A 26,993-nucleotide genomic window follows, 5' to 3' on the forward strand; every position below is an offset into this window, starting at 1 on the left:
GGCTACTGTAAGTTCTGCTCGATAAGTTTTGTCAGGGCCACAAAGTCCTGCACCGACAGCTGCTCTGCCCGCTTGTCGAAGACGGGCGCGGCTGTAACCTCCGGCGGAAGGTTATAGGTTTTGAGGGAGTTGCGCAGCGTTTTCCGGCGCGTGCCGAAACTCAGCTTCACCACCTGCTTGAACAGGTCCTCCCGGCAGTCGAGGCGCTCCACTTCGTTGCGTAGCAGGCTGAGCACCGCTGACTTTACCTTTGGCTTGGGATGAAACACATGCTCGCTCACGGTAAACTTGTAGTCGATGGTATAAAACGCCTGCAGTAGCACGCTCAGGATGCCGTAGGCCTTGGAGCCCGGCGGTGAGGCAAGGCGCTCGGCCACCTCTTTCTGGATCATACACACTACCTCCGGCACCACGTCGCGCTGCTCCAGCACTTTAAAGAAAATCTGGCTTGATATATTATAGGGGAAGTTGCCGATGATGGCGAACTTGCCCGGGAACAGCGTGCTCAGGTCCGTCTTCAGGAAGTCGGCCGAGATGATCCGGTCGCCGAGCTGCGGGAAATGCTCCTGCAGGTAGGCGATCGACTCGCGGTCAATATCCACCACCGTGGTGCGGTACGCCTCGTGCTGCAACAGGTACTGCGTCAGCACGCCCATACCCGGCCCGATCTCCAGCACATCCTTCACCCCCTGGTGCAGTGTCAGCTGCTCCACAATCTTTGTCGCAATGTTCTGATCCACCAGAAAGTGCTGGCCCAGGTGCTTCTTTGGTTTTACGTTGCCCACGTGGTGTTTTTTATGGTTTTGGGCCGCTGATGCATACATATCGGCGCAAACCCGTTATACTCTCAAGGTGCCGGAACAGCCAGGCCACAGCGGCCAGCCGCTTTTCGGATTCCGTATTATACTTGCTATATTGCAGCCTCAAAGATACGAACGACAAATGCCAACGCAACTCAAATACGATACAAGCTTCGCTAAAAACGCCAACCTCGCCATTGTGGTTGCCGCCGACGAGGCCAGCCAGCTGCCAGAGCTGCAGCCAGCCGAGCAGACATACGTGCAGCAGCAACTGGCACAGGAGGCCAAACTGATCTGCCTGAACCGCTACGAGAACCAGGTATACATCGTCGTTGCCCCTTCCGCCAAGACGGAAAACCTGAAGAAGGAAGCGCTGCGGAAGGCGGGCCATACCCTGCTCAAGCAGTTAAACGCGGCAAAGACAGCGCACATCACCGTGCTGGACAAAACCGCCTCGGAGGCGAGCCTGGCTTTGGCCGAGGGCCTGTTCCTGAGCAACTATCAGTTTATAAAGCACAAGACCAAAGATGCCAAGCCGAACGCCTTGCAGACCATCACCATCGCCGATGAGCAGGTGGGCGAGCAAGCGGTAACCGAGCTGGCCAACGTGCTGGAGGCGGTATGCACCGTGCGCGACCTCGTGAACGAGCCGCACAGCCACCAGACCGCCACGCAACTGGCCGAGCAGTTTGGGGATCTGGGCGAAGAGGCCGGCTTCAAAACCGATGTCCTGGACCTGATTAAGATACAGTCGCTGAAGATGGGCGGCCTGATAGCCGTAAACCAGGGCAGCGAGGAACCAGCCACCTTCAGTATACTCGAGTGGAAACCGGAAAACGCCAAAAACGCCAAACCGATCGTGCTGGTGGGCAAAGGGGTGGTATACGATACCGGAGGCCTGAGCCTGAAGCCGACCCCGCAGTCGATGGATTTCATGAAATCCGACATGGGAGGCGCGGCCGTGGTGGCCGGTGTGCTGTATGCCGTGGCTAAAAACAAGCTCCCGCTCCACATCATTGGCCTGGTGCCCGCCACCGACAACCGCCCCGGCCCGGGCGCGGTGGCCCCCGGCGACGTGATCACGATGCACAGCGGCCTGACCGTGGAGGTGATGAACACCGATGCCGAAGGGCGCCTGATACTGGCCGATGCCCTGAGCTTTGCCAAAAAGTATGACCCGGAACTGGTGCTTGACTTTGCCACCCTCACAGGCGCTGCCATGCGTGCCGTGGGCAAGGAAGGACTGGCAATAATGGGCACAGCCGGAGAAGAAACCATGACGGCCCTGAAAGCGGCTGGCGATGCCACGCATGAGCGCACCGTGGAGTTTCCGCTCTGGGACGAGTATAAAAAACAGCTGGAGTCTGACATAGCTGACCTGAAGAACCTGGGCGGGCCGGACGCAGGGCATATCACGGCCGGCAAGTTCCTGGAGGCGTTCACCGACTACCCGTGGGTACATTTTGACATTGCGGGCACCGCCTACCTGCACAGCGAAGACTCCTACCGTGGCAAAATGGCCACCGGTTCCGGCGTTCGGATAGTTTATAATTTCCTAAGCGCACTTGCTCGATAACCCCCCATGGATAAGAACAACAAAATCAGACTCGGCATCAGTATCGGAGACACCAACGGCATAGGCCCGGAGGTAATCGTGAAAACACTGGCCGACCAGCGTATCCTTAACTTTTGCATCCCGGTCATTTATGCCTCGGCAGACCTGCTGAAGCACGTCCGAAAAGCCCTGAATGCAGAGCACTTCAACTTTCAGGAGGTAGATTCGGCACAGGCGCTGGTGCCCCGCAAGATAAATGCCATCTCCTGCTGGGAGAACGAACTGGAGGTTAACCCGGGCCACCCGACACCGGAGTCCGGGCGGGCCTCGCTGGACTCGCTGCTGGCCGCCAGCCGCGACCTGAAGGCGGGCTTGCTGGACGGTATCGTAACTGCCCCGATCAACAAGGACAACATACAGGCCGAGGACTTCCGGTTCCCGGGCCATACCGAGTTCCTGACCGCTTACTTCGACGCGCCAGAGAGCCTGATGCTGCTGGTGAGCGGCGGCCTGCGCGTGGCCACGGTAACAGGCCACATGCCGCTGAAAGACGTGCCGACGCGCCTGACGGAGGAGTTGCTGCTCCGGAAAATGACTATTCTGCTGGACTCGCTGCGCAGAGACTTCGGCATTCTGAAGCCGCGCATAGCGGTGCTGGGCCTGAACCCGCATGCCGGGGAGCAGGGCCTGCTGGGCCGCGAAGAGGAGGAGATCATCCGCCCGGCCGTTGTGCACATGAAAGAGCGCGGCCACCTGGTGTTCGGCCCCTACCCCGCCGACGGCTTTTTCGGGATGCGCCAGTTCCAGCAAGTGGACGCCGTGCTGGCCATGTACCACGACCAAGGCTTGATTCCGTTTAAAACGCTGGCCTTTGAGAGCGGCGTGAATTATACTGCCGGGCTCCCGATAGTGCGCACCTCCCCAGACCATGGCACCGCCTACGACATTGCCGCTAAGCACGTTGCCAGCGAAACCTCATTCCGCGAGGCGCTGTTTCTGGCTTACGACATCGTTCGGATGCGAAAGGAGGCCGAAATGCCCGCAGTATAAATAGGATAGATAATTTTATTTATCAGAAATATCTTCTAATTTTGCATCTTGCAATAAAAAGTCGGTTGTGAAGAAGCTAAGAGACTATGAAATCGGCATCGCCAAACTCAGCAACAAGAAGCACTTGTATGAGTTTGAACTGGATGACTCCTTCTTCGATTTGTTCGGGAAAGAGATCATTCTGGGCGGCAACCTGATGGCACAAGTGGAGCTGGACAAGACGGAGTCGCTGCTTACCTTCCACATGCACATCAGGGGCCAGGTTCGCCTGGTTTGCGACCGAAGCCTGGATGAGTTTGACTATCCGCTGGAGGTAGACGGAACGTTCCGCATCCGGTATGGCGACGAGAACGCCGAGCTGGACGAGGACCTCTGGCAGATAACGTCGAACACGCAGTCTATCAACATCGCTCAGCACCTTTACGATTACATCGGGCTGGCCGTGCCGATGAAGAAGCTGCACCCGCGCTTTGTGGAGGAAACCGATGCGGATGACGATCAGGATATCCTGATCTACACTTCCGGAACGCGGGGAAGTGAAGACGACAGCGAGGACGATGACGACGATGAGGCAGACCCCCGCTGGGATGCGCTTCGCAACTTAAATTAGTGAATTACAGAAACATAAGCATAAACCAAAGTAAACTATTAACTAAAAATGGCACATCCTAAACGTAAGATTTCGAAGACCAGAAGAGATAAGAGAAGAACTCACCAGAAGCTCTCTGAGAAAGCCATTGCAATTTGCCCTACCACGGACACGCCCCACCTGTACCACCACGCTTATGTGGTAGAAGGAGACCTGTTCCACAAAGGCAAACTGGCAATCAAAAACTATACAGCTAACGCGCAGTAAGCAGTAGCCTGCTCAAGTTATAGTTCTGTATACTCCATAACACCCCCACTAAATGAGAATCGCTTTAGACGCTATGGGCGGCGATTTTGCACCTGAGGCAATTGTAAAGGGTGCAGTACTGGCTGCTCAGGAGCTCAGAGAGGACGAGGAAATCCTGCTTATCGGCAAGGAGGACGTCATTCACAATCTGCTCCGCGAGTACGGTTACACTGGCAGCAATATCTCGGTGAGGCATGCTTCGCAGGTAATTGAAATGGGCGAACACCCTACCAAAGCACTTACACAAAAGCCGGACTCAAGCATTGCCATAGGGTATGGCTTGCTGAAGGCGCAGAAAGCTGACGCATTCTGCAGTGCCGGTAACACCGGCGCAATGCTGGTGGGTGCCATGTTCAGCGTCAAATCGATTGAGGGGATCCTGAGGCCGTCTATCGCGGGCTTTGTGCCTAAATTGAATGGGGGCCTGGGCGTTATTCTGGATGTGGGGGCCAATGCCGACTGCAAGCCGGAAGTGTTGGAGCAGTTTGGGGAGATTGGCTCTATCTATGCCAAGTACGTGCTGGATATCCAGAACCCCAAGGTGGGCCTGATGAACCTTGGCGAGGAAGAAGGCAAGGGTACCGTGAACACGCAGGCTGCCCACCAGCGCCTGAAGGCAAACAAAGACATTAACTTTATCGGCAACATCGAAGGGCGCGATCTCTTCAACGACAAGGCGGATGTGATTGTGTGCGACGGCTATACCGGCAACATCATCGTGAAGATGGCTGAGTCGCTTTACGACATCCTGAATGAAAAAGGAATCAGCGACCCGTTCTTCGACAAGTTTAACTACGAGGCGGAGGGCGGAAGCCCGATTCTGGGCATCAACGGCAATGCCGTGATCGGCCATGGCGTATCCAGCCCCCGGGCGGTGTGCAACATGGTGCTGCAGGCCCAGAAGATGGTGGCCTCTAACATTTCTGAGCGCTTCAAGAAAAACTACAGCGTGTAACAGTCACGTTTACACGCGCTTCGCAACATAAGTCTTGGCATAGTCTGCACCGGGGATTCTTTTTAAGGAACCGGCAGGTTATGCCAAGTTTTTTTTATTAAATTGCCCTCCACAAAACATAATCACCCTAAGAAGGATCAAAATGAGTAAAATTACTGCTGCCATAACTGGCGTGAGTGGCTACGTCCCGGAATACGTGATGACGAACAAGGAGTTGGAGACCCTGGTTGATACGAACGACGAATGGATCACCTCCCGTACCGGCATAAAGGAAAGGCGCATTTTGAAGGGCGAGAACATGGGCACCTCCCAGATCGCCATACCGGCAGTAAAGGAACTTCTCAGAAAAACGAACACAAAGCCCGAGGAAGTGGACATGCTGATCTGCGCCACCACCACCCCGGACATGGTGTTCCCGGCCACCGCCAACCTGATCACGGCAGAAGTGGGCGCAGTAAACGCCTTCGGCTACGACTTGCAGGCGGCCTGTTCCGGTTTCCTGTTCGCGCTGGCCACTGGCGCAAAGTTCGTGGAGTCCGGGCAGTATAAAAAAGTCATCATCGTTGGGGCAGACAAGATGTCGTCCATCGTGGATTATACCGACCGCACGACGTGCATCATCTTCGGTGACGGCGGCGGAGCCGTGATGCTGGAGCCTAACACCGAGGGCCTCGGCGTGCAGGATCAGATTTTGAAGTCTGACGGCACGGGTGCCCCGTTCCTGCACATGAAGGCAGGCGGCAGCCGCAGACCGGCTACCATCGAAACGGTGGAGGGACGGGAGCATTTCGCCTTCCAGGAAGGCCAGCAGGTGTTCAAGTTCGCCGTGAAGGGTATGGCCGACGTGTCGGCGGAGGTGATGGAGCGCAACAACCTGACCGGCGACGATGTGGCCTGGCTGGTGCCGCACCAGGCAAACAAGCGCATCATTGAGGCGACTGCCAACCGCATGGGACTGAGCTCCGACAAAGTGATGCTCAACATCCACAAATACGGCAACACCACCAGCGGCACTATTCCGCTTTGCCTGTGGGAGTATGAGGACCAGCTGAAGAAAGGCGACAACGTGATACTGGCAGCTTTTGGCGGCGGGTTTACCTGGGGCTCGATATACCTGAAATGGGCGTACGATCCTAAATAAGCATTCATCCTGATGAACATACCGAAGGCGACTTTCTATAGTCGCCTTTTTTATTGCCTATGTATGGCTCAGCCGTGCTTACCAGTTATCATACATTCCATTTTGAAAGGTTTTATTGACAGGTTAACGTGATCTCGGAAACATCGCGGTGATATCAAGATTTGAAACTTCTTGTTTTCATAGCTTGCTTTGCGCTCCACGCCTGGGGTAGGGGCCCTTCTTAAGCTAGGGCGCGTTTTCCCGCTCGGCACTGTGTACATTTCCTGCCTATCGGCTGCCACTGGCATGGCACCGGAAATATACAAATAGAGGGCCCCTACCCCCGGTGCCTCCCGGAAAAACTGGGAATCATTTTGCTTTGTTCTGACAACAGAATATCCTCAATGGCTAGAAAATACATTTTGAAGTTACTTGAACTACAATAATTCCCGAATTCAGGTCAGGTTAAGAATACATACACCTCATATGCCCTTGCTGCGTGTGTTCACCTAGAAGCCAAAGTGCCGGTGATGCCCAGGAACGTATTGTTGGTGAAAAACACCAACAATGGCAGAGAGCAAAGCCAATTGCCAAGCATCTAGCGTATTAAGCCTTAAAAAAACACAGCCCCTCGCTATGTAAAACGAGGGGCTGTGCCGTTTATAGGTTTCCGCCAGTGCGGGAAAAATTTCAGGGTTTAACGTTTAGGGCATATACGACACTTCTACGCGAAAGCGGTTGTCGATGGCACCCAGCTTTTGGTATGCCTTCTTCGACAGGCGCACCAGCACTTTGTCGTTCGAGCCTGTGTCAGGGAGCTTGCCGATCACGCGCACATACACTACCTGTCCGTTCATGGCATTTTTCACCTGCATAATCGTGCCCACGGGAGCTGACTTGTGCAGCGCGAGATACTTGTTTGAGTCCGCTTTCGGGTCGATCATCTCTGCCATACCGCTTTCTATAATCTTTTTTAGGCCCGTGCTGCTTTCCTCTGCCTCAGAGGCATCGCCGGCAGCATCCGCTTCGGCCGGGGCAGTATCCCCCACCGGTCTAGATACCGGGGCTGGGGTGGTGGGCACGTTCTCTGTTGTCCTTGGCTTGGCCATCTCATCGTCTGCCTCGGGCACGTATACCGGCTGTTTGGTAGGCTGGGCAGTGCCCTTGCCCACAATCAGGCTGGAGCCGATGCTGATGCTGTTGTCCGCCAGTCCGTTCCAGCGCCGGATATCTTCTACCGCCACGCCATACATCTTCGAGATGGAGTAGAGCGTTTGCCGCGCCTCTACCGTATGCAGTTTATTGCCCGTGTTGTTTACGGTGTAGGTGCGGTTGCTGGCGGGCACGGCTTTGGCCGTAGAGGCCATCGGTGCGGGCACTGCGCTGGCTTTGCGCGGAATCAGCACAATCTCCCCTATTCTGATCGTGGTCTCCACGCTTGGGTTTGCCTCTACAATCTGCGAAACAGGCACGCTGTACTTTCGGGAGAGCGCATATAGCGTTTCTTTCGGATCTACCTTGTGCTGCACATAAAGTTTCCCATTCTTTCGCTCCACTCCAACGGAATCGCGGACAGCGGAAACGCCCAGGGCATTGGCTGAGAAAGAAATTACAGGTGCTAGGGCAAGCGTGATTAAAAAGGATCGTACCATGGGTAAAAATTAACAGGCTAAAAGACGGTATACCTCCAGATGGGCTTTATCCTTCAGGAAATATAAATCGTCCATAAAGATAAAAAAAGTATCCGAACCGATCCCAGTTAATCCGTCAGCGAGGACCGCTTTCAGGCATAAACTTCCAGTATGGTCGAACACAACGATGCAATTCTGATAACTGCCCCCGGGCGTGCGCCAGTACGAGCTGATGATAATGGCCTCCCCGGTTTCGGCATACTCGATGGCGAGTGCTGCGCCGTGCAGCTGCCGGGACTCCAGGAACTGCTGCACCTGCGTGAAATAGTCCTCCCCCTCCAGGTAGAGCACCGGATAGACAGCCTGCCGGAAACGCGCAGCACTATAGCGGGCCACTGCCTCGGCGGCCTCCTGCTGCGTAAGGTCCGTCCGCAGGCACGCGCCCGTGGCTGCCTGCAATTCCTGAAAGGCGGCTTCCGGCGCGTCGGCGGTATAGGCCAGCACGCCCTCCTCCGCCATCCCATAAAAAGCAAGGCCCGGCTCGTCCCAGGCGACGGCAAGAGTGGCAGCCTCCAGGGCCGTGATGCCCTTGTGCTGGCCTAGCTTGCGGTCGCCATACCCATGGAGGTATACATGGCCGTGCTGGGCATCCTCCAACCCTTGCCACCACGCCTTGCCCGACGGCACAGGCAACTGTTGCAACGCCAGGGTCTCCGTCTGGAGGGTATAAAAGTGGGCCAGCAGCAGGTCCGCGTCGCGCACCTCCAGGGCCAGGCGGCGGGCGGCAGTGTCGAGGCGGATGCGCCACACGGGCGCGCCAAAATCGTAGGTAAAGCGTAAGGGAAGTATATGCTGCAATTTTTTAGTAACTTATTGCCGGTATAAATGCCTTCACCAGCACACAAATTTATGAAAACCAATCCAAAGCATCAGTATCTCCGGGCGCTGTATCTGCTTCTCACCCTCCTGCTGCTGCCCAGCCTGTCGTTCGCGCAGGGCAAGCCCAAGGTGTTTGTGATGGAAGTGAAGTCTGAGATAGACCCGCGCACCAACCGCTATACCAAGATTGCCTTCGAGGCGGCCACCGAGGCCGGCGCCGATCATGTGCTGCTGGTGCTGGACACCTTTGGCGGGGCCCTGAACGATGCCGACGAGATCCGGAAGCGGATACTGAACTACCCGAAACCCGTGTATGTGTTTATCGATAACAACGCCGCCTCGGCCGGGGCCCTGATTTCGCTGGCATGCGACAGCATCTACATGTCGCCGGGGTCTAACATCGGTGCCGCCACCGTGGTGGGGGCCGACGGTGCGGCCGCACCCGGCAAATACCAAAGCTACATGCGCTCGATCATGCGCTCCACCGCAGAGGCCAACGGCAGGAACCCGCACATGGCCGAGGCGATGGTAGAAGCGAGCGTAGACAGCACGCTCTCTGCCGGGCAGGTGCTTACACTAACCACGACGGAGGCCGTGAAGTACGGTTTTTGCGACGGCGTGGCCAACGACGTGACGGGCGTGCTGGCGCAACTGCACCTGCAAAACGCCGAGGTCATACACTTCCAGCCTGGCACCGCCGATGGAATCATCTCCTTTTTCCTGAACCCCTTTATCAGCGGTATTCTTTTGCTCATCATCATCGGGGGGCTTTACTTTGAGCTGCAAACGCCTGGTGTGGGCTTTCCGCTGATGGCCGCCATTGTGGCTGGCATGTTTTACCTTGTGCCCTACTACCTGAACGGGCTGGCCGAGAACTGGGAGATCCTCATGTTCGTGGCGGGCTTTATCCTGATTCTGCTGGAGGTGTTCGTCATTCCGGGGTTTGGCATCACAGGCATCAGCGGCATTTTGCTGGCCGTGTTTGCGCTGGTGCTCATGATGGTCAACAATTATAACTTCGACTTCACGTTCGTGCCGTCTGAGGACCTCATGAAAAGCCTTATCTCGGTGGTGGTGGGTATGGTGGGCGCGGGCGTGCTGATCGCCCTCACCTGGAACCGGCTGGTTAGCAGCAAGGCCATGGACCGCGTGGTGCTCCGGAACAGCTTTCAAAGCGACGAGGGCTATCGCTCCACCACCTCGGCAGAACATCTGGTGGGCAAAAAAGGCATCGCCCATACCCGCATGAGCCCCACGGGCCGCGTGATGATCGACACGGTGATTTACGACGCCCAGGCCCGCGACGGCTTCATCGAAAAAGGCGACACCATCGAGGTGATTGACCAGAGCACCTTCTCGCTGCGCGTGAAAAAGCTAGGCTAGCACTCGACCAATTTAATACCAGAATTAGCATTCGTTTTTACTTGAAAAGAAACGGTTCTTATACCTCATTTCTAATTCTCAATTTCTAATTTGGCGAAGCACTACAGTAGCCTGCACCAGGCGCGCCCACTAGCCCGACCATAGCTTGTCTCTCTATCAACAGGTATACATGAACTACATTGATCTCCCCTCGCTGGAACAAAGAGGAGCGGCCATACGGGCAGACTTCTCCTCAAAACCTGTTTTCCGGTATGCCGTTATCGAGGATTTCTTTAGAGACGATCAGGCTGAGCGTATACAGTTGGCATACCCTTCCCTCACGCAGGGCCACTGGGACGGCACGACCTATATCGACCAAAAAAACAAGTTCCAGCAGCGTGTGTTTGACCAGGGCTCTTTGTTTGATGAGATATTCGCAGAACTGAACTCAGGCGCGTTCCTGAATTTTCTGGAGCAGGTTACCGGGATCAGGCAGTTGCAAAGCGACCCGTCACTTTTTGGCGGTGGCTTGCATCAGTCTACCACAGGGGCCTTCTTAAACGTGCACGTGGATTATAACCTGCATCCCCAAACTCAGTACCATCGCCGCCTGAATCTGCTGGTATACATGAACAGGGGCTGGCAGGAAGGGTATGGGGGAAACCTGGAACTGTGGGACATGCAGCAGCACCAGCTGCTCGATGAGATAGCGCCTGGTTTCAACCGCGCCGTTGTCTTCGAGACCAATCATGTTTCGTACCACGGCCATCCCAAACCACTGCAAACTCCCCGGGGCGTCAGCCGTAAATCCATCGCCACCTACTATTATACCCCCACGCGGCCGCAGCACGAACTAAAGGCGGCCCACAACACGCTATTTGTGAACACAGAGGGTATAAACGGGCAGTTCAAACGCCTAAAATCCGGACTCAAGGCACTCTTAGAGCGCGTCAGAACGAAATTTTAACAAAAGCTCAGTTTATACCTTCTTCCATACCTACCCCTATGCGCAACATATTCTGCCTGACAGCCTTCGTGCTAAGCATAAGTTTAATGGCATGCCAAACAAGCACAACTACCGATAAAAACCCGGAGGTGGCAACGGCCACGCTGCTCTGGACCGGCGAACTTGCGGCGGACGGCTGCGGGTTTGAGGTACTGCTCGATGGGAGAAAATACCTGCCGGAAAACGAAGACGCCATTGACGCACGGTATAAGGCAAACGCCCGCACAGAGGTGGAGCTTACGTTTGAGCGCCTGCCCGACCCCATCGACCGCCGTTGTGGCATGGTGCCGCAACCCCGCGTGATGGATGCCATCCGGATTATTTCGATCCGTCCGCGCTAAGGACCCGCGGCTTGGCATCGTGCCCTATACCATACCTGGCAGCTTTTGTTGGCGCGGCATGCAACCCTTTGGTTCACCACAGGGTCATCGGGGTATACCTATGAAAATAGCCATGAGAAGACTTTTTCTACTGAGCGTACATTTACTGACTGCCCTGCTGCTGTTCACCTCCTGCAACAAAGACGACGATGGCTGTTACGTGCCCGAAACAATCGAAGCGACCCTGCACTGGACCGGCGACTATGCCTTGGACGGATGCGGTTATATCCTGACGATTGGGGACACAGACTATAAGCCGAAAAATGAGGAGGATATTCCAGACACGTACAAGCAGCCGCCTATCACTGACGTAAACGTGCAAATTCTCCACTACAGTGAAAATGTGCGGGTGTGCCAGGCTGGGGTTGAGATGAAAAGCGTGAAAGTGCTGGAGCTTAGCAAGCGGTAACACAAAAGCGTGGCCTGTAGCGCTGGTATACTGCCGTCGCTTGTGTACCTTTAGGGTATAACCGATACGGTTCACTTAAACCCGTAAGCACGATGAAAGTCCTCGGCATCATACCCGCCCGCTACGCCAGCACCCGCTTCCCCGGAAAGCCCCTCACCGACATCCACGGCAAAAGCATGATCCGGCGGGTATATGAGCAGGCGAAAATGGCCGGTCTGGCCGAGGTACTGGTTGCGACGGATGATGACCGCATACGCACGCATGTGGAAGCATTTGGCGGGAAAGTAGTGATGACGGCTGCGCACCACCAAAGCGGCACCGACCGTTGCTTTGAGGCCTATCAACTGCATAATGTGCCGTATGAGTATGTCATCAACATTCAGGGAGACGAGCCCTTTATCCAGCCAGAGCAGATTGACCTGGTGGCCTCTTGCTTTGAGAACCCGCAGACCCAGCTGGCCACGCTGGTGAAGAAAATAGAGACGGCCGAAGAGCTCTTTAACTCCAACTCGCCCAAGGTGGTGCTGAACCTGGCAAAAGAGGCGCTGTACTTCAGCAGGCAGCCCATCCCCTACTGCCGCAACATCCCCAACGACATCTGGCACCAGCAGCATACCTATTTCAAGCACATCGGCATATATGGCTACCGGGCCGATATTCTGGAGCAGATCACACAGTTGCCTCCCTCCGGCCTCGAACTGGCAGAGTCGCTGGAGCAGCTGCGCTGGCTGGAGAACGGCTTCCGCATCACCACAGCCCTCACCACCTTCGAAACCTTCGGCATCGATACCCCCGAAGACTTGCAAAAGGTGCTGCCGCACCTTCTTTAGTTCCGAGTTCCGAGTTCCGAGTTACGGGTTCCGAGTTTAAAATTCAGCAAGCATTAACCCGGAACTCATAATTCGGAACTCGGAACTGATCTCACCCCCCCGCTTTTTTGGCTTTGTAGCCGGCAGCGTGGAGCACTTGTACCACTTTGTCGCGGAAATCGCCCTGGATTAGGATCTCGCCGTCTTTGGCTGACCCGCCGACGCCACACTTGCTTTTGAGGGTTTTGCCTAAGTCTTTCAGATCATCCTCGGTACCCACAAACCCCGCCACCAGGGTCACCTGCTTGCCCCCGCGCGCTTTCTTGTCGAGCATGACTTTCAGGTTCTGCTGCTGTGGCGGCAGCGTTTCTGCGGTATGATCTGGCTCGTAATCGTAGTTGAAGTCTGTGTTGGTGGAGTATACCACGCCCTGGCGGCCTTTTTTGCTGTTGTCTTTCATGAGGTGCTTTTTAATTGCTGTGTAATCACTTTCAGCGAGAGGGGCTGTATCTGCACGTCGAACGCCGAGGCTTTGCCCCTGAACTCCCCGTCTGCGTGGAACATCATCGGCTCCTCCGTCTCTACCTGCACACAGGATGTCTTAAAGTACTCAGCGCTGCCCGCGTGCGCCAGCTGGTTGGTGAGCATACAGTAGCTGAGGTTAAGTGCCTTGATGAAGTCGAGCCTGCGCACGAGGCAAACATCCAGCAGCCCATCCCGGATATCCGCCTGCGGGGCGATGTATGCATTGTTCCCGTACTGGGCGGCGTTGGCAAAGGCCATCACGAAACAGTCGGTGTCGATCACCTTCCCGTTGATGCTCGCCCGTACGGGCTGGTGCCTGTAATGGCGCACTTCCTTCATCACCAGTTCCACGTAACTCTGCAACCCGCGCTTTTTGCTCCCGGCAAACACCGAGCTGATGTAGGCATCAAACCCAATGCCCGCAGTCGTGAAAAACGGGTGCCCGTTGATGCTGCCGCTGTCGATAGTGGTGGCTTCCCCCTGATTCAGCACCCGCAGCGCACCATCCAGCGCCATGGGCACCAGCAGATGGCGCGCCAGGCCGTTCCCGGAGCCCTTGGGCAAAATAGCCAGCGCCGTGTCGGTATACAGCAGGCCGCGCGCCACCTCGTTCACGGTGCCGTCGCCACCCACGGCCACCACGATGGCGCAGCCGCTGTCGGCGGCCGCGCGCGCCAGCTCAGGCGCGTGCCCGGCGTACTCAGTGTATACGATATCGTGGGCAAACTTCTCCTGGTCCAGGTGCAGCAGGATCTGCGCCGAAACGTCCACCTTGCGCCGGGGCCCCGAGGTGGGGTTGATGATAAACCTGACATGTGGGCGTTTGGGCATAAGTCGTGTTTTGGGGCTTTCTACAAAATTACCCTTTCCGGCCGAATAATAAAAAAGCCTGGTGTTGGTATACATCAGGCTTTCGTAACGAAGTGCTTCGCTGCTATTTGAGCTGGAAGGTAAGCACCGGAATTCTGGTATGGTTAACCAGATCTTCAGCGATGCTGCCACTGAGTAGGTGCGAGAAGCCTGTCCGGCCGTGGGTGGCCAGCATGATCAGGTCGGCCCGGATGTCCTGCGCGAAGTGCATAATTCCCTCCTCTTCCAGCACATCATCATACACATTGGTGGTATAGTTCTGGAGCATGTTCTTTTTTGCGATCTCCTCCAGCTTCAGGTGCAGGTTGCCGCTCGACTCAAACGCACCGGGCGTGTTGATGTAGACGAGGTGAAGCCGGGCACCGAACAGTTGCTGAAAATGCTTGAACCGCGCCATGGCATGGCTTATCTCCCGCTTAAAATCTGAGGCTACCACAATCTCCCGCACATCAAAATGCAGGTGCCGGTGCTTTACCGTCAGGACCGGGCACTCGGCGGTGCGCACCACCTTCTCGGTGTTCGAGCCGAGCAGGAACTCATCCAGGCCACTGCTTCCCTTCGACCCCATCACCACCAGATCCACATTGTCCTGCTGTATGGTGCGCCTGATTTTGCTGATCGGCTTGTCTACGTCCACCTCCTGCACCACGTCCACCCCCTCGTGCTTCACCGACGCGGCCAGCTGCTTCATCTGCCCTTTCGTGGTTTCCAGAAGCTGCAGAACATACACCTGCTGCAGGTTGCCCGGCCGGATGACATCGCCCGTCGCGCTGAAGTCTGACATGGCGGGCGTTTCGATCACGTGCAGCAGCTTGATGGCCGCCCCGGTTCTGCGGGCGATGGCTACAGCCACTTCGAAGGCATAGTGTGCCTGCTCTGAAAAATCGGTGGGAACAAGAATGCGTTTCATAACAGATAGTGTGTTTAGTGGTGGACGTAAGTGCGCGGAAACCAGAAGGCGACTGCGCGAAATGAGGCCCCTGCACAGCAGGAACGTCTGTTTTGTCTTATACGGGTATAAAAAGCAAGAGCCCATCCGATATCGGATGGGCTCTTGCTTTTATATGTCCTGAAACTGCTGTTTCTTAGCCGATTATGGCAATCAGGTCAGCGGCGCGGTTAGAGTAACCAGCCTCGTTGTCGTACCAGCCCACCACTTTCACCAGTGTCTCGTTAGCAGAGGTCATCTCTGCGTCGAAGATACAAGAGTGCGTGTTGCCGATGATGTCCACAGACACGATTGGATCTTCTGTGTACTCCAGGATTCCCTTCATAGAACCTTCAGAAGCCTCTTTCATGGCAGCGTTGATTTCTTCTTTCGTGGCAGCCTTCTTCAGCACAACCGTCAGGTCAGTAAGAGAGCCATCCGGAATAGGCACGCGCATGGCTACCCCATCCAGTTTGCCTTTCAGGTGCGGCAACACGAGGCCTACCGCCTTGGCAGCACCCGTAGACGTTGGCACGATAGAAAGCGCGGCAGCACGGGCTCTGCGCAGGTCTTTGTGCGGTCCATCCTGCAGGCTCTGGTCAGCAGTGTACGCGTGTACCGTGGTGATGTAGCCCTTCTCGATGCCGAACTTGTCGTCCAGCACTTTCGCCATTGGCGCGAGGCAGTTGGTGGTGCAGGATGCGTTCGAAACGATTTGCTCATCGCCGTTCAGCACGTCCTGGTTTACGCCCAGTACCACAGTTTTCACGTTGCCTTTGGCAGGCGCCGAGATCACTACTTTGCGTGCGCCAGCCTCAATGTGGCCACCTGCGCTCACGTCATCCACAAAACGACCTGTGGACTCCAGCACTACGTCTACGCCTAACTTGCCCCAAGGCAGGTTTTTCGGATCGCGCTCCGCTGTGATCTGGATCTCCGTACCGTTTACCACGATACCGGTTTCTGTGGCCTTTACCGTGCCATTGAAACGACCGTGTACAGAGTCATATTTAAGGAGATGCGCAAGCGTCTTTGTATCGGTAAGGTCGTTGATGGCAACCACCTCTACGTTTTCTTTTTCAAGCAGCGCCCTAAACGTAAGCCTGCCAATACGGCCAAAACCGTTGATTGCAACTTTAATTTTAGACATGATATCTAGTTTTTGAGTTTTATTTATACTGCGAAGTTACAATATCCCATATTGTAAAACCAATATTTTTTTACAAACTGATTTATAATAGTTTACGAAATTGCGCGAATAGTTTACGTTTTTGACAAAAAAAATCTGCGCCATCGTTTTGCAAGTTGTCAAAGAGCCGTATATTTGCACCACAATTAGGCAGAACGGCCCGTTCGTCTAGGGGTTAGGACGCCAGATTTTCATTCTGGTAACAGGGGTTCGATTCCCCTACGGGCTACAGGAAAATCCCCTCAGTTAATTCTGAGGGGATTTTTTTATGCACTTCGGACACCAAATACTCAGAAGGTATAGCTGGTTTAAAATCATACCCCTTTTCAGAATCCTCAGCCCCCTATTATCACTCCTGTTACACTTGCAGCCTTATAGAACCTCAGGCCAAAACGCCGAAGTAAGTAAAGAAGCCACTGGAATTGAGGCACCCGCTGGTTGATGCTATACTGGCTTCCCGCTGGCAACCAACCTGTTGAAGACAAAATAGCGCATTTACAGAAATCTATATAATTCTCATAAAATACTGTATGATTTTCTGTACCTTAAAGGCTGTTTTAACAACGAGAATCCCTACGTGACCCAAAATACTACCCCTACCGCTAAAGCAAAGGAGGATATGCATTTGAAAAACGGACTCTGGAATGCAGCCAACATGCGGCACAAGCAGGAACTGCAGCAATCCCTATTCACGGATTCCGTAGTGGTAGAGACGCAAAATTTTGCGTCTCTACCACGCGAAGAACAACAGCAGCTAGCACTGGTGCTGGAAGATGGGTTGTTGTACCAGGTAAAGAGCGTAAACCGCCTGCTTCCGCAAAGTCGCGACGTGAGCTCAGAAGCCGAGTGAGACAACGGTGTTTAGTTTGAAGAAAGCTTCCTGCTGGAAAAGCGGATTTGGGAGAATCTGAGGAGATTAGGTTTATAATAATTTAATATTTCAAATGGACAAGGAACATCTTATAAAACAGATACAAGATTGGACTAATAGAATTCCTTTAGTAATACTAGGAAGTGGAGCCTCTGTGCCATATAACTTACCTACTATGTGGGAATTAGGAGATCATCTTTGTAGTTCTATATCTTTTAGTGATAAAGATTCCCAAGATCATTTTGATGCATTCAAAGCACATATAACAACTAATAATGATTTAGAAAAGGCTCTTTCTGAGGTAACAGTTAACCCTAAAGTCGAATCTGAAATTGTCTCCAAAACATGGGAGCTTATTAATCAGCGTGATTTATATGCTTATAATAAAATAATTGACGGAACCCATGAGATTATCCTTGCAAAACTTATTAAATATCTTCTTAATACAGCAAGTAGACGTGTCGCAATTGTCACAACAAATTATGACAGGATTGCGGAATATGCTGCTTGTATTGCTGGGGCATTTATATGTACCGGTTTCTCTCACAATTTTATTGGCTCTTTCTCCTCCTCAATACTTAAGAATAATTTTTCTAAAATACAAGGTTTTAATGGACATGTAAATATTTGGAAGGTGCATGGTTCATTAGATTGGTTTAAAACCAGTTCAGAAGATCACAAACAGTTTCCTCTAATTCCAAACATTCCTACCACTTTCATACCATCAATTGTTACACCCGGAATTAGCAAATACCAACACACACACAATGAACCATACAGAACTATCATAGCTCAATCTGATCAAGAGATAGAAGTGGCCTCTGGCTTTTTATGTATAGGTTATGGCTTCAATGATGAGCATGTCCAACCAAGGCTCATTAAACAGATTAGAGAAAGCAAACCGATTATAGTTATCACAAAGAAATTAACCCCTATGACCAAGGAATTGATTATTGGACATAATTGCAATAACTATATTCTGCTAGAAGAAGATACAAATCCATCACATACAAAAGTTTACTCATCACAATTCGGTGAGCAAACTTTTGAAGATTCATCATATTGGAATCTCCAACAATACTTAACCCTTGTAATTTAACCTTGTCATTAACCTACGTTGCAATGTCTTTACTGAATTTTAATACCGAAGAGTCTATTGGCTCTGTATATAGTGTGGATACTGCCACTTTAATAGTAAAAGTGAATGAACTTGATAAGTTACGGAAACTTCAAGTTAATCACTTAGTTGCTATTCAAAGTGCAAAGGCAGGCCAATCTCTAATAGGAATTATAAATAGAATTACAAGAAAAACAGCAGATGAAGGAAAAGAAGATGGGGAACTTTTGGAATTTAGCGGGCTTTCCAATACCGAAAATATCCTAAAAGTTAACTTGATAGGAACTTTAATTGACAGAATAGGCACAAAAACAAATGTGTTCAAGAGAAATCTGGATTCAGTTCCAGAAATTGAAGCTCTTTGCTTTTCAATTGAAGGAGATAATATTACAAAATTTATGCAAACTATTTCTTCAACAAGCAACTACACAATTCCCTTACAAATTGGCAGATATTCAATAAGTGAAAATGCCCATGCTTATCTAGATGGTAATAAACTTTTTCAAAGGCATGCAGTAATTGTGGGAAGTACTGGTTCAGGTAAGTCTTGGTGTGTGGCAAACTTGATAGAGCAAATTGCTAAGTTGCCGATGGCTAATTGTATTCTATTTGATATACACGGAGAATATAGTACTCCAAGTTTTCAAGCAAATGGTATTCAACATTTTAGAATAGCAAATCCATCTGATTTAACTCAAGATTCAAGATTAGAAAAAGGAATATTAATGCTACCCTACTGGTTGCTCACTTATGAGGAAATGCTAGCAATGCTCCTTGACAGAAGTGACAGCAATGCCCCAAATCAAGCAATGTTATTTTCCAAAATAGTTTTTAAGGAAAAACAAGAATACTTGACTTCCAATGGTGAATCAACCTTAGCCAATATAATTACAATTGATAGCCCTGTTCCTTATAAGATCGAAAATGTAATTAATGAATTAAAAAGGTTGGATGAAGAAATGGTGGCAGGGGCAAGAGCTGAAAAGCAAGGTGCATTTTTTGGCAAACTTACCAGATTTATTCAACGGCTTGAATCTAAGAGCCAAGATAAGAGACTTGGGTTTTTATTTGATCTTACCACAGATGAAATTGAAACTAATTGGCTAGAAAGGCTTTCAATTAGCTTAATGGCCTGTAGCCTTCAAAATCCAATCAATGCGGGAGTTAAAATTATTGACTTTTCCGAAGTTCCATCTGATATATTGCCCCTTGTTGTAGGACTAGTTGCGAGACTTGTATTTTCGGTTCAACAGTGGACTATGAGAGCTCAGCAACATCCAATTTCACTTCTATGTGATGAGGCACATCTATATATACCTGAAAGAATTAATCATGATTCTGCATCCGAGCTAGGTTTGAAATCTTTTGAAAGAATTGCAAAAGAAGGCAGGAAGTATGGAATTAGTCTTGTTGTAATTAGTCAAAGGCCTGCTGAAGTAAACAGAACAGTGCTCAGCCAATGCAATAACTTCATTTCTTTACGACTATCTAATGCTGAGGACCAAGCAGTAATCAAAAAACTACTTCCTGATAATCTTGCTGGCCTAACTGATGCACTACCAGTACTTGATATCGGCGAGGCATTAGTAGTTGGTGATGCTTCATTACTTCCAACCAGAATTCATCTTAATGAACCTACTTTAAAACCTGAAAGTGCTACTGTTAAATTTTGGGATGAGTGGTGCAAGGATACCAATAAGCAAGAAATTACTGTTGCTGTTAACAGTTTAATCAGGCAGTCTAAAATTTGACATCTTCATATATTTCCGCCGTTGTTGGTGTTATCACCAACAACTAACTCACGCTAGCCCCAAATGTTTGAGCATCAGCATATAGCCTTCTTCACCGCCACCATACTGGAGTGGAAACACCTGCTGAAGCCGTACAAGTATAAAGATATCATTCTGAAAAGCCTGCGGTTTCTGGTAGAGAACAAACAGGTGAAAATTTATGGATTCGTGATCATGCCGAACCACATCCATTTACTTTGGAAGCTGGAGGAGCCGCACAAAAGAGAAGACGTGCAGCGGGATTTCTTGAAGTACACGGCACAGCAGATAAAGTTTGACCTCATCAAGCATCATCCTGCTGTGCTTGAGAAGTTCAGAGTTGGGGCGAAAGACCGCCAGCACCAACTATGGGAGCGAAACCCGCTTTCGGTTTACCTCTACTCTACTGCTGTTACAGAACAGAAACTGGACTACATTCACAACAACCCAGTTCAGGAGAAGTGGCACTTGGCGGCGCTACCGGAGGAGTATCCCTACTCATCCGCTCGCTATTATTTTGAGAATGTGGATGAATTCGGATTCCTGACGCACTATAGGGACTAAAGCGGTGGCTCGCCGACTAAGTTGTTGCTGAGAACACCAACAACGGCGAATTCAAAAACCTGTTGAGCCAGGACACCACCGTGGAGGCCGCCTACAACCAAGTGCAGTAGTATACAATAGATATTCTATAGGTGTTTGAGTTCTGCGCGTGCAGTAGAGACGCAAAATATTGCGTCTCTACACCTTCGCTGAAATGCCTAGAACTGCAGGGCTGAAACTGGTGGGGTATGCAACAAACCCTATCGTATTGGATGATGAACCTTAACGCTAGCTGTTTTCAGGTTGCCCGATTTTTCAACCAGTCCCCGGCAAAGACTTGCCGCCACTCGGCTAACACATGAAGTGCCTTATACGAATAACAGGATCAGCGTCAGTACGATGCCTCCGATCGTGAAATAGATTCCTTTGCGGAAAATCGCTGTTTTGGGCATGAACATCCAGAAAGAGGAAATCACGAAGAAGAAGAGCGAGAGCCCAAAGAAGATGTTTAAGAAGTATAGCGGGTCCGAGGATTTGGCTTTGTGCAGGTGGGTCATCTTGTCCAAAACGGAGGGAAGTTCCTTTGTCGTGTACGCTGCCTCCCCGGTGCGTTTGTCGTACGTGCCATTCTCGAAATAAACGAGATCTCCCGCTTCTTTCTGCACCTTTAGCTGCCGAATTTTCAGGGCTTCTCCTAAATCTTTTGCATCCATACCAAGTGCGACCTGCTTCGTCACTAGTTTTTCCTGCTTCAGGAAATCTGTATCCCGAAAGATGAGCACAATTCCGCTGAGCGAGTATACGGCCATAATCCCTGCCAGGAAAAAGCCCAAATAGCGGTGCACTATGCGCATGGAGAAAAATTTACTGTTTGCCATCGTCTCGTGTAGCGTTAACTGATTTAGTGAAATGCCCAATCCGCAAATATACTCCTGGATTTTGCGGATTGGGCACGTGCTGGGCCAAAATTAAGCGATTTTTCAATCCATACCCCTAATCAAGACAAATCAGGCGGGCTAATTTTTTCAGGTTATCCCTTTGCGTTCCGCCTGCTGTCGTGGTCCTCTATTTCATATATCCTCTCTCTTTGTTTTCTGATGAAATGAAAAGGCCTTCCGGAAGATGCGGCACGGCATTGTGCCCCTCATGCGTTCAGGATTGCAGTGATTTTCCTTGGGTTGAGTAAGTATTTTCGGGAGTGGAATTATTGGCCGCGGCAGGAAACTTTTTTTATTTAAATTTGTCTGAAATTGAGTGAGTAACTGCTTAATCAATACGCTTGTGTTGCCAGAGCCCCGTTCTTGCCATCTCCATTATTCTTAAGCAGCCCGTATGACACAAACACTACTAACACTCGAGAAAAAGCGACTCAGCTTCTGGCAAATCTGGAACATGTGCTTCGGGTTTCTGGGCATCCAGTTCGGATTCGCCCTCCAAAATGCCAACGTCAGCCGTATCTTCGAGACGCTGGGCGGCACCGAAATCGCACTATACTGGCTGGCGGCTCCCGTCACGGGGCTACTTGTGCAGCCTGTAATCGGGTATATGAGCGACCGCACCTGGCACCCCAGACTCGGCCGGCGCAGGCAGTTCTTCCTGATAGGTGCCATACTGGCCTCTGCGGCCCTTTTCGTGATGCCGAACGCCTCCGTGCTCTGGATGGCTGTAGGGATGCTTTGGATCCTGGACTCGTCTATCAACATCTCCATGGAGCCTTTCCGGGCATTGGTGGGCGACCTGCTCCCCTCAAGCCAACGGACGCTTGGGTTCGCGATGCAGACCTTTTTCATTGGGGTTGGCGCCGTGGTGGCGTCGCTGCTGCCCTACATCTTCACCAACTGGTTTGGCATTTCGAACACTGCCCCTGAAGGCGTCATCCCTCCCTCCGTGAAATGGTCTTTCTATGTGGGCGGCGTGGTGTTCCTGTCTGCCGTGCTCTGGACGGTCTTTAAAACGGAGGAATACCCGCCAGAGGATATGGAGGAGTTTGAGGCCGAGAAGCGCAACACCACCTTCGGCGACGGCATCCGGGAAGCAGTGGTGGGTATTTTTAAGATGCCCAAAACCATGCTGCAGCTGGCTGCCGTGCAGTTTTTCTCCTGGTTTGCCCTTTTCTCGATGTGGATTTATACCACCAGCGCCCTGACCAGCCACGTGTACGGTGCCACGGACCCTACTTCTGCCCTGTATAACGAGGGGGCCGACTGGGTGGGCGTTTGCTTTGCCGTGTACAATGGCGTGTCTGCGGTGTTTGCGCTGCTGCTTCCCTTCCTGGCCAGGGCCACCAGCCGCAAGCTCACCCACCTGATCTGCCTTGTGCTGGGGGGCATCGGCCTGATTTCTATATACTTCATCACCAACCCCATGCTGCTGCTCGTGTCTATGGTGGGGGTAGGCATTGCCTGGGCAAGCATTCTCTCTATGCCCTATGCCATCCTGGCGGGGGCCTTGCCTGCTAAGCGTATGGGCTATTACATGGGTGTGTTCAACTTCTTTATCGTGATTCCGCAGATTGTGGCTGGCTCCATCCTGGGTTTTATGATGGACAGGTTCTTCGGGGGCGAGGCAATTTTTGCCCTGGTGCTGGGGGGCAGCTCCATGATCCTGGGCGGCTTTCTGACGCTGATTGTAAAAGACGTGGACGCGCACCGCGCCTAAACCAGACTTTGCCATACCTCCTTTGTGGCGTAAAGCTTAATTGCTAAAATTGAATCCCCGGCCCGTTGCCTTTCACCTTTGCGTGAGAAGCCAGCGGACCGGGGATTTTTAGTTTTCCCGCCTGCAAGGGTACAGCGCGGAGGTATGATGAAGGGTGCTCGAAAGATCGGGAAGCGCCGGTATGAATCTGTTACTCCCGAAGGATGGTTATGTTACGCAGTGCGCTCAATCTCTGCCTGCAATTGCTCGATGGAGATGGGTTTGATGAGGTAATTGTTGATCTCACTGTATCGCTTGGCCTTCTCCATATCCACCGGGTCGATAGAGCTTGTCACGATAAAAATGCAGATTGGTTTGGAGTTCGGGATTTGGATGAACTCATCCAGAAATTGCCATCCGTCCATAATCGGCATGTTCAGGTCCAGCAGGATCAGGTCTGGCAGCTTCTCCCCAGAAAGCATGATGCGTTTGAGGTTTTCGAAGGCATCCTTGCCATTGTGAAAAACCATAAAGCTTTCACAGAACTGGGCCATTTCCATGATAGTCCGTGTGCCGTAGACGAAGATTGGGTCATCATCGATGATACAGGCGATGTCAATTTTTTTCATGTTTTAAATATATCGTAAATACTGTTCCCTTATTTACCTCGCTGGAAACCTCTACCCTTCCGCCCATTGCCTCGATCTGGTTTTTCGTGATAAAAAGACCCACTCCCCGCGAGTCAGGCCTGTCGTGAAACGTCTTATACATGCCAAACAGCTTTTCTCTGTGCCTGGACAGGTCTATACCCAAACCGTTATCCTCTATCCTTAGGGCTATAAAGTCATTTTCGGCAGCGCAAGACAGCCTGATAAAACTGTCGGCTTCGTCAGCGCGGTACTTTATACCGTTCGTCAGGAAGTTGAGCAAAATACTGTCTACGTAGGCAGGTATGCCCAGTATCGTGACGCTAGGATCAATATCATTAAAAATAGTGACACCCGCCTCATTTGCCAGCGCAATTATGCTTTTAATCCCGCTCTCGGCTGCCTCGTTCAGGTTTATACCCCTGACGCTGTCGCTCACCGACAGGTTGATCTGGACCACCTCGTTCAGGTGCGCGATCGTTTCCTCCAGGTTAGACGAGGCTTTGGAGAGCAGCTTGATGAGTTCCAGTTGGGCGAGCTCGGGGTTCTTCTTAAACAGCAGATTCAGTAGCATGACGATGTTGCCGGAGTGCGATCGAAGGTTGTGGGAGACGATATGGGCGAAGTTGCGGAGCCGCTCGTTCTGGTCTTTGGTCACGTCCAGCAGCGATTGTATCTCTTTCTCCGCCTTTTTTATATGGCTGATATCGGTGGCGATAGCGAGGTAGCCCACGGTCTGGTGCTGCACCCGGATGCCCGTAACCGTGAGCTGCACCGGGAAGTGCGAGCCGTCCTTGCGCACCAACGTCCACTCCCTTGTCTCGAACCCCCTCTCGTCGGCTACCGCTAAGAGCGTCTGGAGCCCCTCGATGGACTGCCCCCTGTGGGCCGACAACTCCGCGCTACGCTGCTCCAGCTCTTCCCGCACGTGCAGCCTGTCGGCAGACGCCTGGTGGAGCAGCTCGTCTTTTCCGTAGCCCAGCAGGTTTTCGGCGCCCTTGTTAAACGACGTGATCACACCATCCACATCCATGCCGATAATGGAAACCTGTGTGCTGGCGTCCAGAAGGCTTTGCATCTTCGATACAGCCTCCTCCAGCGTTTTCTCCGCCTGCTTCTGCGACGTGATGTCCACGATCTGGGACACGAAGTAGAGCGGTTTGCCTGCCTCGTTCTTCACCATCGAAACAGCCAGAATGATATAAACGATACTGCCGTTTTTGTGGAAATATCTTTTCTCCAGATGATAGTAGGACCGTTTGCCATGGATTAGCTCGCTAAGCAAAACCAGGTCCGCATCCAGATCATCCGGGTGGGTCAGCTGCTGAAAGTTTGTCTTCAGCAATTCTCGCTGCGTGTACCCGAGCATAGCGCACAGGCTTGGGTTTACCTTCAGCCACTTTCCGTGCGCGTCGAGCAGGGCCATACCTACTGCGGTGTTCTCGAAGCTGCCCCGGAAAGTCTCTTCGTTAATGCGCAGCTGCTCCAGGGTCTGTTTCCTTTCCGTGATGTCGTGCATGGCCACCACAGCCCCCAGCACCTTCCCGTCTGGCTGCCGGAGCTGGGTACCCTGCACCGACAGGGTATAGGCAGGCTTGTTGCGTGGGGCCACCACAATCTCCTCTTCCACGAGGTTGCCTTCCCATAGCGTCTTTAAAAGCGGGATCTCCTCTTTTTTCAGGGGTGTTACGCCATCAGACTTATACAAGCTATAGTGGGCCTGGTACTCAGAAGGGGGTATGGTCTGAAGCGGGAGCCCATGAAACTCGCGCGTGGCCCGGTTAAACAAGGTAAGCTCGCCCTCTGCGTTGCAGGCGACAATCCCGACGTTGATGTTTTCCAGCACCGTCTCGAACAGGGTTTGCTTTTCGAGCAGTGCCTGCTCGGCGGTTTTGCTTTGCGTGATGTCTACGTGCGTGCCAAACATCATCAGGGGTTTTCCGTCGTTGGTCCAGCTGGTTATTTTGCCTCGGTCCAGCACCCATATCCAATGCCCCTGCTTGTGTTTCATGCGGCACTCACAGTTATAGTACTCCGACTTTTTCTCGAAGCACTCGTTCAGCAGCTTGTTGGAAAGCTCCATATCTTCGGGGTGGCACAGGTCAATCCATGTCTGGATGCTGATCGGGCTCAATTCCTCCAGGGTATACCCTACTATAGCCGCCCACCGCTGGTTGAACACCGTCTCGCCGGTTTGCACGTTCCACTCCCAGGTGCCGGCGTTTGTGCCTTGCAGCACATGCTGTAGCTTCTCCTTTTCCTGAAGCAAGGCTGTTTTGGCTACCTTCTCGGTATTAACGTCCTGAAACGTGCCGTAGAGCCGGGTACACTTTCCTTCGGCAAACTCCGTCTGCCCGATGGCCCGCACCCACCTGGACCGGCCCTGGTGGGTGCGAATACGCACCTTCACGTCGTAGGGCGTGCCGTGCTCTATTGCCCGCGCCACAACCTTGTTTATTTTCCGGATACTCTGCTCATCATCATAAAAGGTCAGGGCTGTTGCCAGGTCTGGCTCATAGTCTTCAGGTACTTCATGGATTTCCTTGGTTACCTTGCTCCAATGCACCGCAGAAGTAGGCAGGTCCACCTCCCAGTACCCCACCTTGGCAGCCGCGTTGCACCGTTCCATCGCCTGCGCCTGTCGTTTCAGGTCCGTGATGTCGATGTGGTATACCACGATGTGAGTGGGCGTATTGGTTTCGTTGTAAATGAGCTTGCCTGTTGCCCGTGTCCAGAAGGATGCACCGAACTTGCCCTTCAGCTCGATGTCACGGGTCATGCTGCGCCTCGGCTGCAGGAAATCTGCCACCAGTAGTTTTAGCTTTTCCGGGAGTATGGCATCCAGCAGCTGCGGCTCCTGCACCGCCAGATCATCGGATGTATACCCGAGCGTGGCCCAGAAATTTTCACTCACCTTGCTATTGTTCACTTCTTCAATGTCCAGCACCCACAGCCCGTCCATAGCTGCCTCCAGGTTAAAGGATGCCACATTCATCTCCTGCAGCATGTTGTCGAGGTTTTCTTTCATCACCACTCCCGTTGAAAA

Annotated in this window: 26 protein-coding genes and 1 tRNA gene; 17 read left to right on the forward strand and 10 right to left on the reverse strand. The window is 52.2% G+C overall.

The features are described from left to right. Positions 1-2: 2 nt before the first annotated feature. Positions 3-785 carry a 16S rRNA (adenine(1518)-N(6)/adenine(1519)-N(6))-dimethyltransferase RsmA gene (rsmA, locus tag MKJ04_RS00685; RefSeq protein WP_241638298.1) on the reverse strand — a complete coding sequence of 261 codons (783 nt, stop codon included), beginning with the start codon at positions 783-785 and terminating at the stop codon, positions 3-5. A gap of 157 nt (positions 786-942) precedes the next feature. On the opposite strand from rsmA, the gene MKJ04_RS00690 reads away from it, so the two are divergent. The 6 genes from MKJ04_RS00690 to MKJ04_RS00715 all read left to right on the forward strand — a co-directional run bounded on the left by MKJ04_RS00690 (position 943) and on the right by MKJ04_RS00715 (position 6,396). Continuing rightward, entirely contained in the window at positions 943-2,376 is a 1,434-nt protein-coding gene (locus MKJ04_RS00690; RefSeq protein WP_241638299.1) for a leucyl aminopeptidase family protein, read from the forward strand. Between the two features lie 6 nt (positions 2,377-2,382). Then, positions 2,383-3,405, forward strand: a complete 1,023-nt coding sequence (gene pdxA / locus MKJ04_RS00695; RefSeq protein ID WP_241638300.1) for a 4-hydroxythreonine-4-phosphate dehydrogenase PdxA — start codon at positions 2,383-2,385, stop codon at positions 3,403-3,405. 67 nt (positions 3,406-3,472) lie between these two features. Further along, the gene (locus tag MKJ04_RS00700; RefSeq protein ID WP_241638301.1) at positions 3,473-4,015 is read left to right on the forward strand and encodes a YceD family protein; all 543 of its coding nucleotides are present in this window, start codon (positions 3,473-3,475) and stop codon (positions 4,013-4,015) included. 48 nt (positions 4,016-4,063) lie between these two features. Then, positions 4,064-4,261 (forward strand): 50S ribosomal protein L32, encoded by a 198-nt coding sequence (gene rpmF / locus MKJ04_RS00705; RefSeq protein ID WP_241638302.1) that lies wholly within the window; start codon positions 4,064-4,066, stop codon positions 4,259-4,261. A 52-nt stretch (positions 4,262-4,313) separates the two neighbouring features. Continuing rightward, the gene (gene plsX / locus MKJ04_RS00710; RefSeq protein ID WP_241638303.1) at positions 4,314-5,255 is read left to right on the forward strand and encodes a phosphate acyltransferase PlsX; all 942 of its coding nucleotides are present in this window, start codon (positions 4,314-4,316) and stop codon (positions 5,253-5,255) included. Positions 5,256-5,397: 142 nt separating this feature from the next. Continuing rightward, positions 5,398-6,396, forward strand: a complete 999-nt coding sequence (locus tag MKJ04_RS00715) for a beta-ketoacyl-ACP synthase III (protein WP_241638305.1) — start codon at positions 5,398-5,400, stop codon at positions 6,394-6,396. A gap of 683 nt (positions 6,397-7,079) precedes the next feature. On the opposite strand, the gene MKJ04_RS00720 is transcribed toward MKJ04_RS00715, so the two are convergent. Together MKJ04_RS00720 and MKJ04_RS00725 are read right to left on the reverse strand one after the other, a co-directional pair. Next, positions 7,080-8,027: a LysM peptidoglycan-binding domain-containing protein gene (locus tag MKJ04_RS00720; RefSeq protein ID WP_241638307.1), complete on the reverse strand. Its 948-nt coding sequence runs from the start codon at positions 8,025-8,027 to the stop codon at positions 7,080-7,082. A gap of 9 nt (positions 8,028-8,036) precedes the next feature. Further along, positions 8,037-8,864 carry a DUF4905 domain-containing protein gene (locus MKJ04_RS00725; RefSeq protein WP_241638309.1) on the reverse strand — a complete coding sequence of 276 codons (828 nt, stop codon included), beginning with the start codon at positions 8,862-8,864 and terminating at the stop codon, positions 8,037-8,039. A 51-nt stretch (positions 8,865-8,915) separates the two neighbouring features. Here MKJ04_RS00725 and MKJ04_RS00730 point away from each other — a divergent pair, with 51 nt between their 5' ends. The 5 genes from MKJ04_RS00730 to kdsB all read left to right on the forward strand — a co-directional run bounded on the left by MKJ04_RS00730 (position 8,916) and on the right by kdsB (position 12,872). Further along, the gene (locus MKJ04_RS00730; protein WP_241638311.1) at positions 8,916-10,268 is read left to right on the forward strand and encodes an NfeD family protein; all 1,353 of its coding nucleotides are present in this window, start codon (positions 8,916-8,918) and stop codon (positions 10,266-10,268) included. A 145-nt stretch (positions 10,269-10,413) separates the two neighbouring features. Then, a complete protein-coding gene (locus MKJ04_RS00735) occupies positions 10,414-11,214 on the forward strand; it encodes a 2OG-Fe(II) oxygenase (RefSeq protein WP_241638312.1) in 801 nt (266 codons plus the stop codon). 86 nt (positions 11,215-11,300) lie between these two features. Continuing rightward, on the forward strand, positions 11,301-11,594 hold the full coding sequence (locus MKJ04_RS00740; protein ID WP_241638314.1) for a hypothetical protein: 294 nt from the start codon (positions 11,301-11,303) through the stop codon (positions 11,592-11,594). 112 nt (positions 11,595-11,706) lie between these two features. Continuing rightward, positions 11,707-12,042, forward strand: a complete 336-nt coding sequence (locus MKJ04_RS00745; protein WP_241638316.1) for a hypothetical protein — start codon at positions 11,707-11,709, stop codon at positions 12,040-12,042. Positions 12,043-12,134: 92 nt separating this feature from the next. Next, the gene (kdsB, locus tag MKJ04_RS00750) at positions 12,135-12,872 is read left to right on the forward strand and encodes a 3-deoxy-manno-octulosonate cytidylyltransferase (RefSeq protein WP_241638317.1); all 738 of its coding nucleotides are present in this window, start codon (positions 12,135-12,137) and stop codon (positions 12,870-12,872) included. Positions 12,873-12,963: 91 nt separating this feature from the next. On the opposite strand, the gene MKJ04_RS00755 is transcribed toward kdsB, so the two are convergent. The 4 genes from MKJ04_RS00755 to gap form a co-directional block, all read right to left on the reverse strand. Then, complete coding sequence (locus MKJ04_RS00755) at positions 12,964-13,311, reverse strand: translation initiation factor (RefSeq protein ID WP_241638319.1); 348 nt, start codon at positions 13,309-13,311, stop codon at positions 12,964-12,966. After that, positions 13,308-14,207 carry a diacylglycerol/lipid kinase family protein gene (locus tag MKJ04_RS00760; RefSeq protein WP_241638321.1) on the reverse strand — a complete coding sequence of 300 codons (900 nt, stop codon included), beginning with the start codon at positions 14,205-14,207 and terminating at the stop codon, positions 13,308-13,310. The genes MKJ04_RS00755 and MKJ04_RS00760 overlap by 4 nt, the downstream gene beginning before the upstream one ends. A 103-nt stretch (positions 14,208-14,310) precedes the next feature. Next, positions 14,311-15,156: a universal stress protein gene (locus tag MKJ04_RS00765; RefSeq protein WP_241638323.1), complete on the reverse strand. Its 846-nt coding sequence runs from the start codon at positions 15,154-15,156 to the stop codon at positions 14,311-14,313. A gap of 175 nt (positions 15,157-15,331) precedes the next feature. Further along, positions 15,332-16,324, reverse strand: a complete 993-nt coding sequence (gene gap / locus MKJ04_RS00770) for a type I glyceraldehyde-3-phosphate dehydrogenase (RefSeq protein ID WP_241638324.1) — start codon at positions 16,322-16,324, stop codon at positions 15,332-15,334. Positions 16,325-16,520: 196 nt separating this feature from the next. Here gap and MKJ04_RS00775 point away from each other — a divergent pair. From MKJ04_RS00775 to MKJ04_RS00795, 5 genes are all read left to right on the forward strand, one after another. Next, positions 16,521-16,592: transfer RNA gene (locus MKJ04_RS00775), tRNA-Glu, on the forward strand. A 390-nt stretch (positions 16,593-16,982) separates the two neighbouring features. Further along, the gene (locus MKJ04_RS00780; protein ID WP_241638326.1) at positions 16,983-17,213 is read left to right on the forward strand and encodes a hypothetical protein; all 231 of its coding nucleotides are present in this window, start codon (positions 16,983-16,985) and stop codon (positions 17,211-17,213) included. Between the two features lie 94 nt (positions 17,214-17,307). Next, the gene (locus tag MKJ04_RS00785) at positions 17,308-18,333 is read left to right on the forward strand and encodes an SIR2 family protein (protein ID WP_241638328.1); all 1,026 of its coding nucleotides are present in this window, start codon (positions 17,308-17,310) and stop codon (positions 18,331-18,333) included. 23 nt (positions 18,334-18,356) lie between these two features. Next, positions 18,357-20,102 carry an ATP-binding protein gene (locus MKJ04_RS00790; protein WP_241638330.1) on the forward strand — a complete coding sequence of 582 codons (1,746 nt, stop codon included), beginning with the start codon at positions 18,357-18,359 and terminating at the stop codon, positions 20,100-20,102. Positions 20,103-20,165: 63 nt separating this feature from the next. Beyond that, on the forward strand, positions 20,166-20,684 hold the full coding sequence (locus MKJ04_RS00795) for a transposase (RefSeq protein ID WP_241638332.1): 519 nt from the start codon (positions 20,166-20,168) through the stop codon (positions 20,682-20,684). A gap of 347 nt (positions 20,685-21,031) precedes the next feature. On the opposite strand, the gene MKJ04_RS00800 is transcribed toward MKJ04_RS00795, so the two are convergent. Further along, positions 21,032-21,541: a hypothetical protein gene (locus tag MKJ04_RS00800; RefSeq protein WP_241638334.1), complete on the reverse strand. Its 510-nt coding sequence runs from the start codon at positions 21,539-21,541 to the stop codon at positions 21,032-21,034. Between the two features lie 454 nt (positions 21,542-21,995). Between MKJ04_RS00800 and MKJ04_RS00805 the strand changes: the two genes are divergently transcribed. Continuing rightward, positions 21,996-23,321, forward strand: a complete 1,326-nt coding sequence (locus MKJ04_RS00805; protein ID WP_241638336.1) for an MFS transporter — start codon at positions 21,996-21,998, stop codon at positions 23,319-23,321. A 212-nt stretch (positions 23,322-23,533) separates the two neighbouring features. Here the strand turns inward: MKJ04_RS00805 and MKJ04_RS00810 are convergent, their stop codons facing one another. Further along, the gene (locus MKJ04_RS00810; protein WP_241638338.1) at positions 23,534-23,929 is read right to left on the reverse strand and encodes a response regulator; all 396 of its coding nucleotides are present in this window, start codon (positions 23,927-23,929) and stop codon (positions 23,534-23,536) included. Beyond that, complete coding sequence (locus tag MKJ04_RS00815; RefSeq protein ID WP_241638339.1) at positions 23,916-26,975, reverse strand: PAS domain-containing sensor histidine kinase; 3,060 nt, start codon at positions 26,973-26,975, stop codon at positions 23,916-23,918. Before MKJ04_RS00815 ends, MKJ04_RS00810 begins: the two co-directional genes overlap by 14 nt. Between the last annotated feature and the right edge of the window lie 18 nt (positions 26,976-26,993).

This window comes from Pontibacter sp. E15-1, from assembly GCF_022601975.1.
GTDB lineage: Bacteria > Bacteroidota > Bacteroidia > Cytophagales > Hymenobacteraceae > Pontibacter.

Coding starts and splice junctions, on each gene's coding strand:
- MKJ04_RS00795 (WP_241638332.1), top strand. CDS start 20,166: ATGTTTGAGCATCAGCATATAGCCTTCTTCACCGCCACCATACTGGAG.
- MKJ04_RS00800 (WP_241638334.1), bottom strand. CDS start 21,541: ATGGCAAACAGTAAATTTTTCTCCATGCGCATAGTGCACCGCTATTTG.
- MKJ04_RS00780 (WP_241638326.1), top strand. CDS start 16,983: ATGCATTTGAAAAACGGACTCTGGAATGCAGCCAACATGCGGCACAAG.
- MKJ04_RS00730 (WP_241638311.1), top strand. CDS start 8,916: ATGAAAACCAATCCAAAGCATCAGTATCTCCGGGCGCTGTATCTGCTT.
- MKJ04_RS00790 (WP_241638330.1), top strand. CDS start 18,357: ATGTCTTTACTGAATTTTAATACCGAAGAGTCTATTGGCTCTGTATAT.
- rpmF (WP_241638302.1), top strand. CDS start 4,064: ATGGCACATCCTAAACGTAAGATTTCGAAGACCAGAAGAGATAAGAGA.
- pdxA (WP_241638300.1), top strand. CDS start 2,383: ATGGATAAGAACAACAAAATCAGACTCGGCATCAGTATCGGAGACACC.
- MKJ04_RS00805 (WP_241638336.1), top strand. CDS start 21,996: ATGACACAAACACTACTAACACTCGAGAAAAAGCGACTCAGCTTCTGG.
- MKJ04_RS00815 (WP_241638339.1), bottom strand. CDS start 26,975: ATGAAAGAAAACCTCGACAACATGCTGCAGGAGATGAATGTGGCATCC.
- MKJ04_RS00810 (WP_241638338.1), bottom strand. CDS start 23,929: ATGAAAAAAATTGACATCGCCTGTATCATCGATGATGACCCAATCTTC.
- MKJ04_RS00690 (WP_241638299.1), top strand. CDS start 943: ATGCCAACGCAACTCAAATACGATACAAGCTTCGCTAAAAACGCCAAC.
- MKJ04_RS00755 (WP_241638319.1), bottom strand. CDS start 13,311: ATGAAAGACAACAGCAAAAAAGGCCGCCAGGGCGTGGTATACTCCACC.
- MKJ04_RS00760 (WP_241638321.1), bottom strand. CDS start 14,207: ATGCCCAAACGCCCACATGTCAGGTTTATCATCAACCCCACCTCGGGG.
- kdsB (WP_241638317.1), top strand. CDS start 12,135: ATGAAAGTCCTCGGCATCATACCCGCCCGCTACGCCAGCACCCGCTTC.
- MKJ04_RS00740 (WP_241638314.1), top strand. CDS start 11,301: ATGGCATGCCAAACAAGCACAACTACCGATAAAAACCCGGAGGTGGCA.
- MKJ04_RS00765 (WP_241638323.1), bottom strand. CDS start 15,156: ATGAAACGCATTCTTGTTCCCACCGATTTTTCAGAGCAGGCACACTAT.
- MKJ04_RS00720 (WP_241638307.1), bottom strand. CDS start 8,027: ATGGTACGATCCTTTTTAATCACGCTTGCCCTAGCACCTGTAATTTCT.
- MKJ04_RS00745 (WP_241638316.1), top strand. CDS start 11,707: ATGAGAAGACTTTTTCTACTGAGCGTACATTTACTGACTGCCCTGCTG.
- MKJ04_RS00785 (WP_241638328.1), top strand. CDS start 17,308: ATGGACAAGGAACATCTTATAAAACAGATACAAGATTGGACTAATAGA.
- gap (WP_241638324.1), bottom strand. CDS start 16,324: ATGTCTAAAATTAAAGTTGCAATCAACGGTTTTGGCCGTATTGGCAGG.
- plsX (WP_241638303.1), top strand. CDS start 4,314: ATGAGAATCGCTTTAGACGCTATGGGCGGCGATTTTGCACCTGAGGCA.
- MKJ04_RS00715 (WP_241638305.1), top strand. CDS start 5,398: ATGAGTAAAATTACTGCTGCCATAACTGGCGTGAGTGGCTACGTCCCG.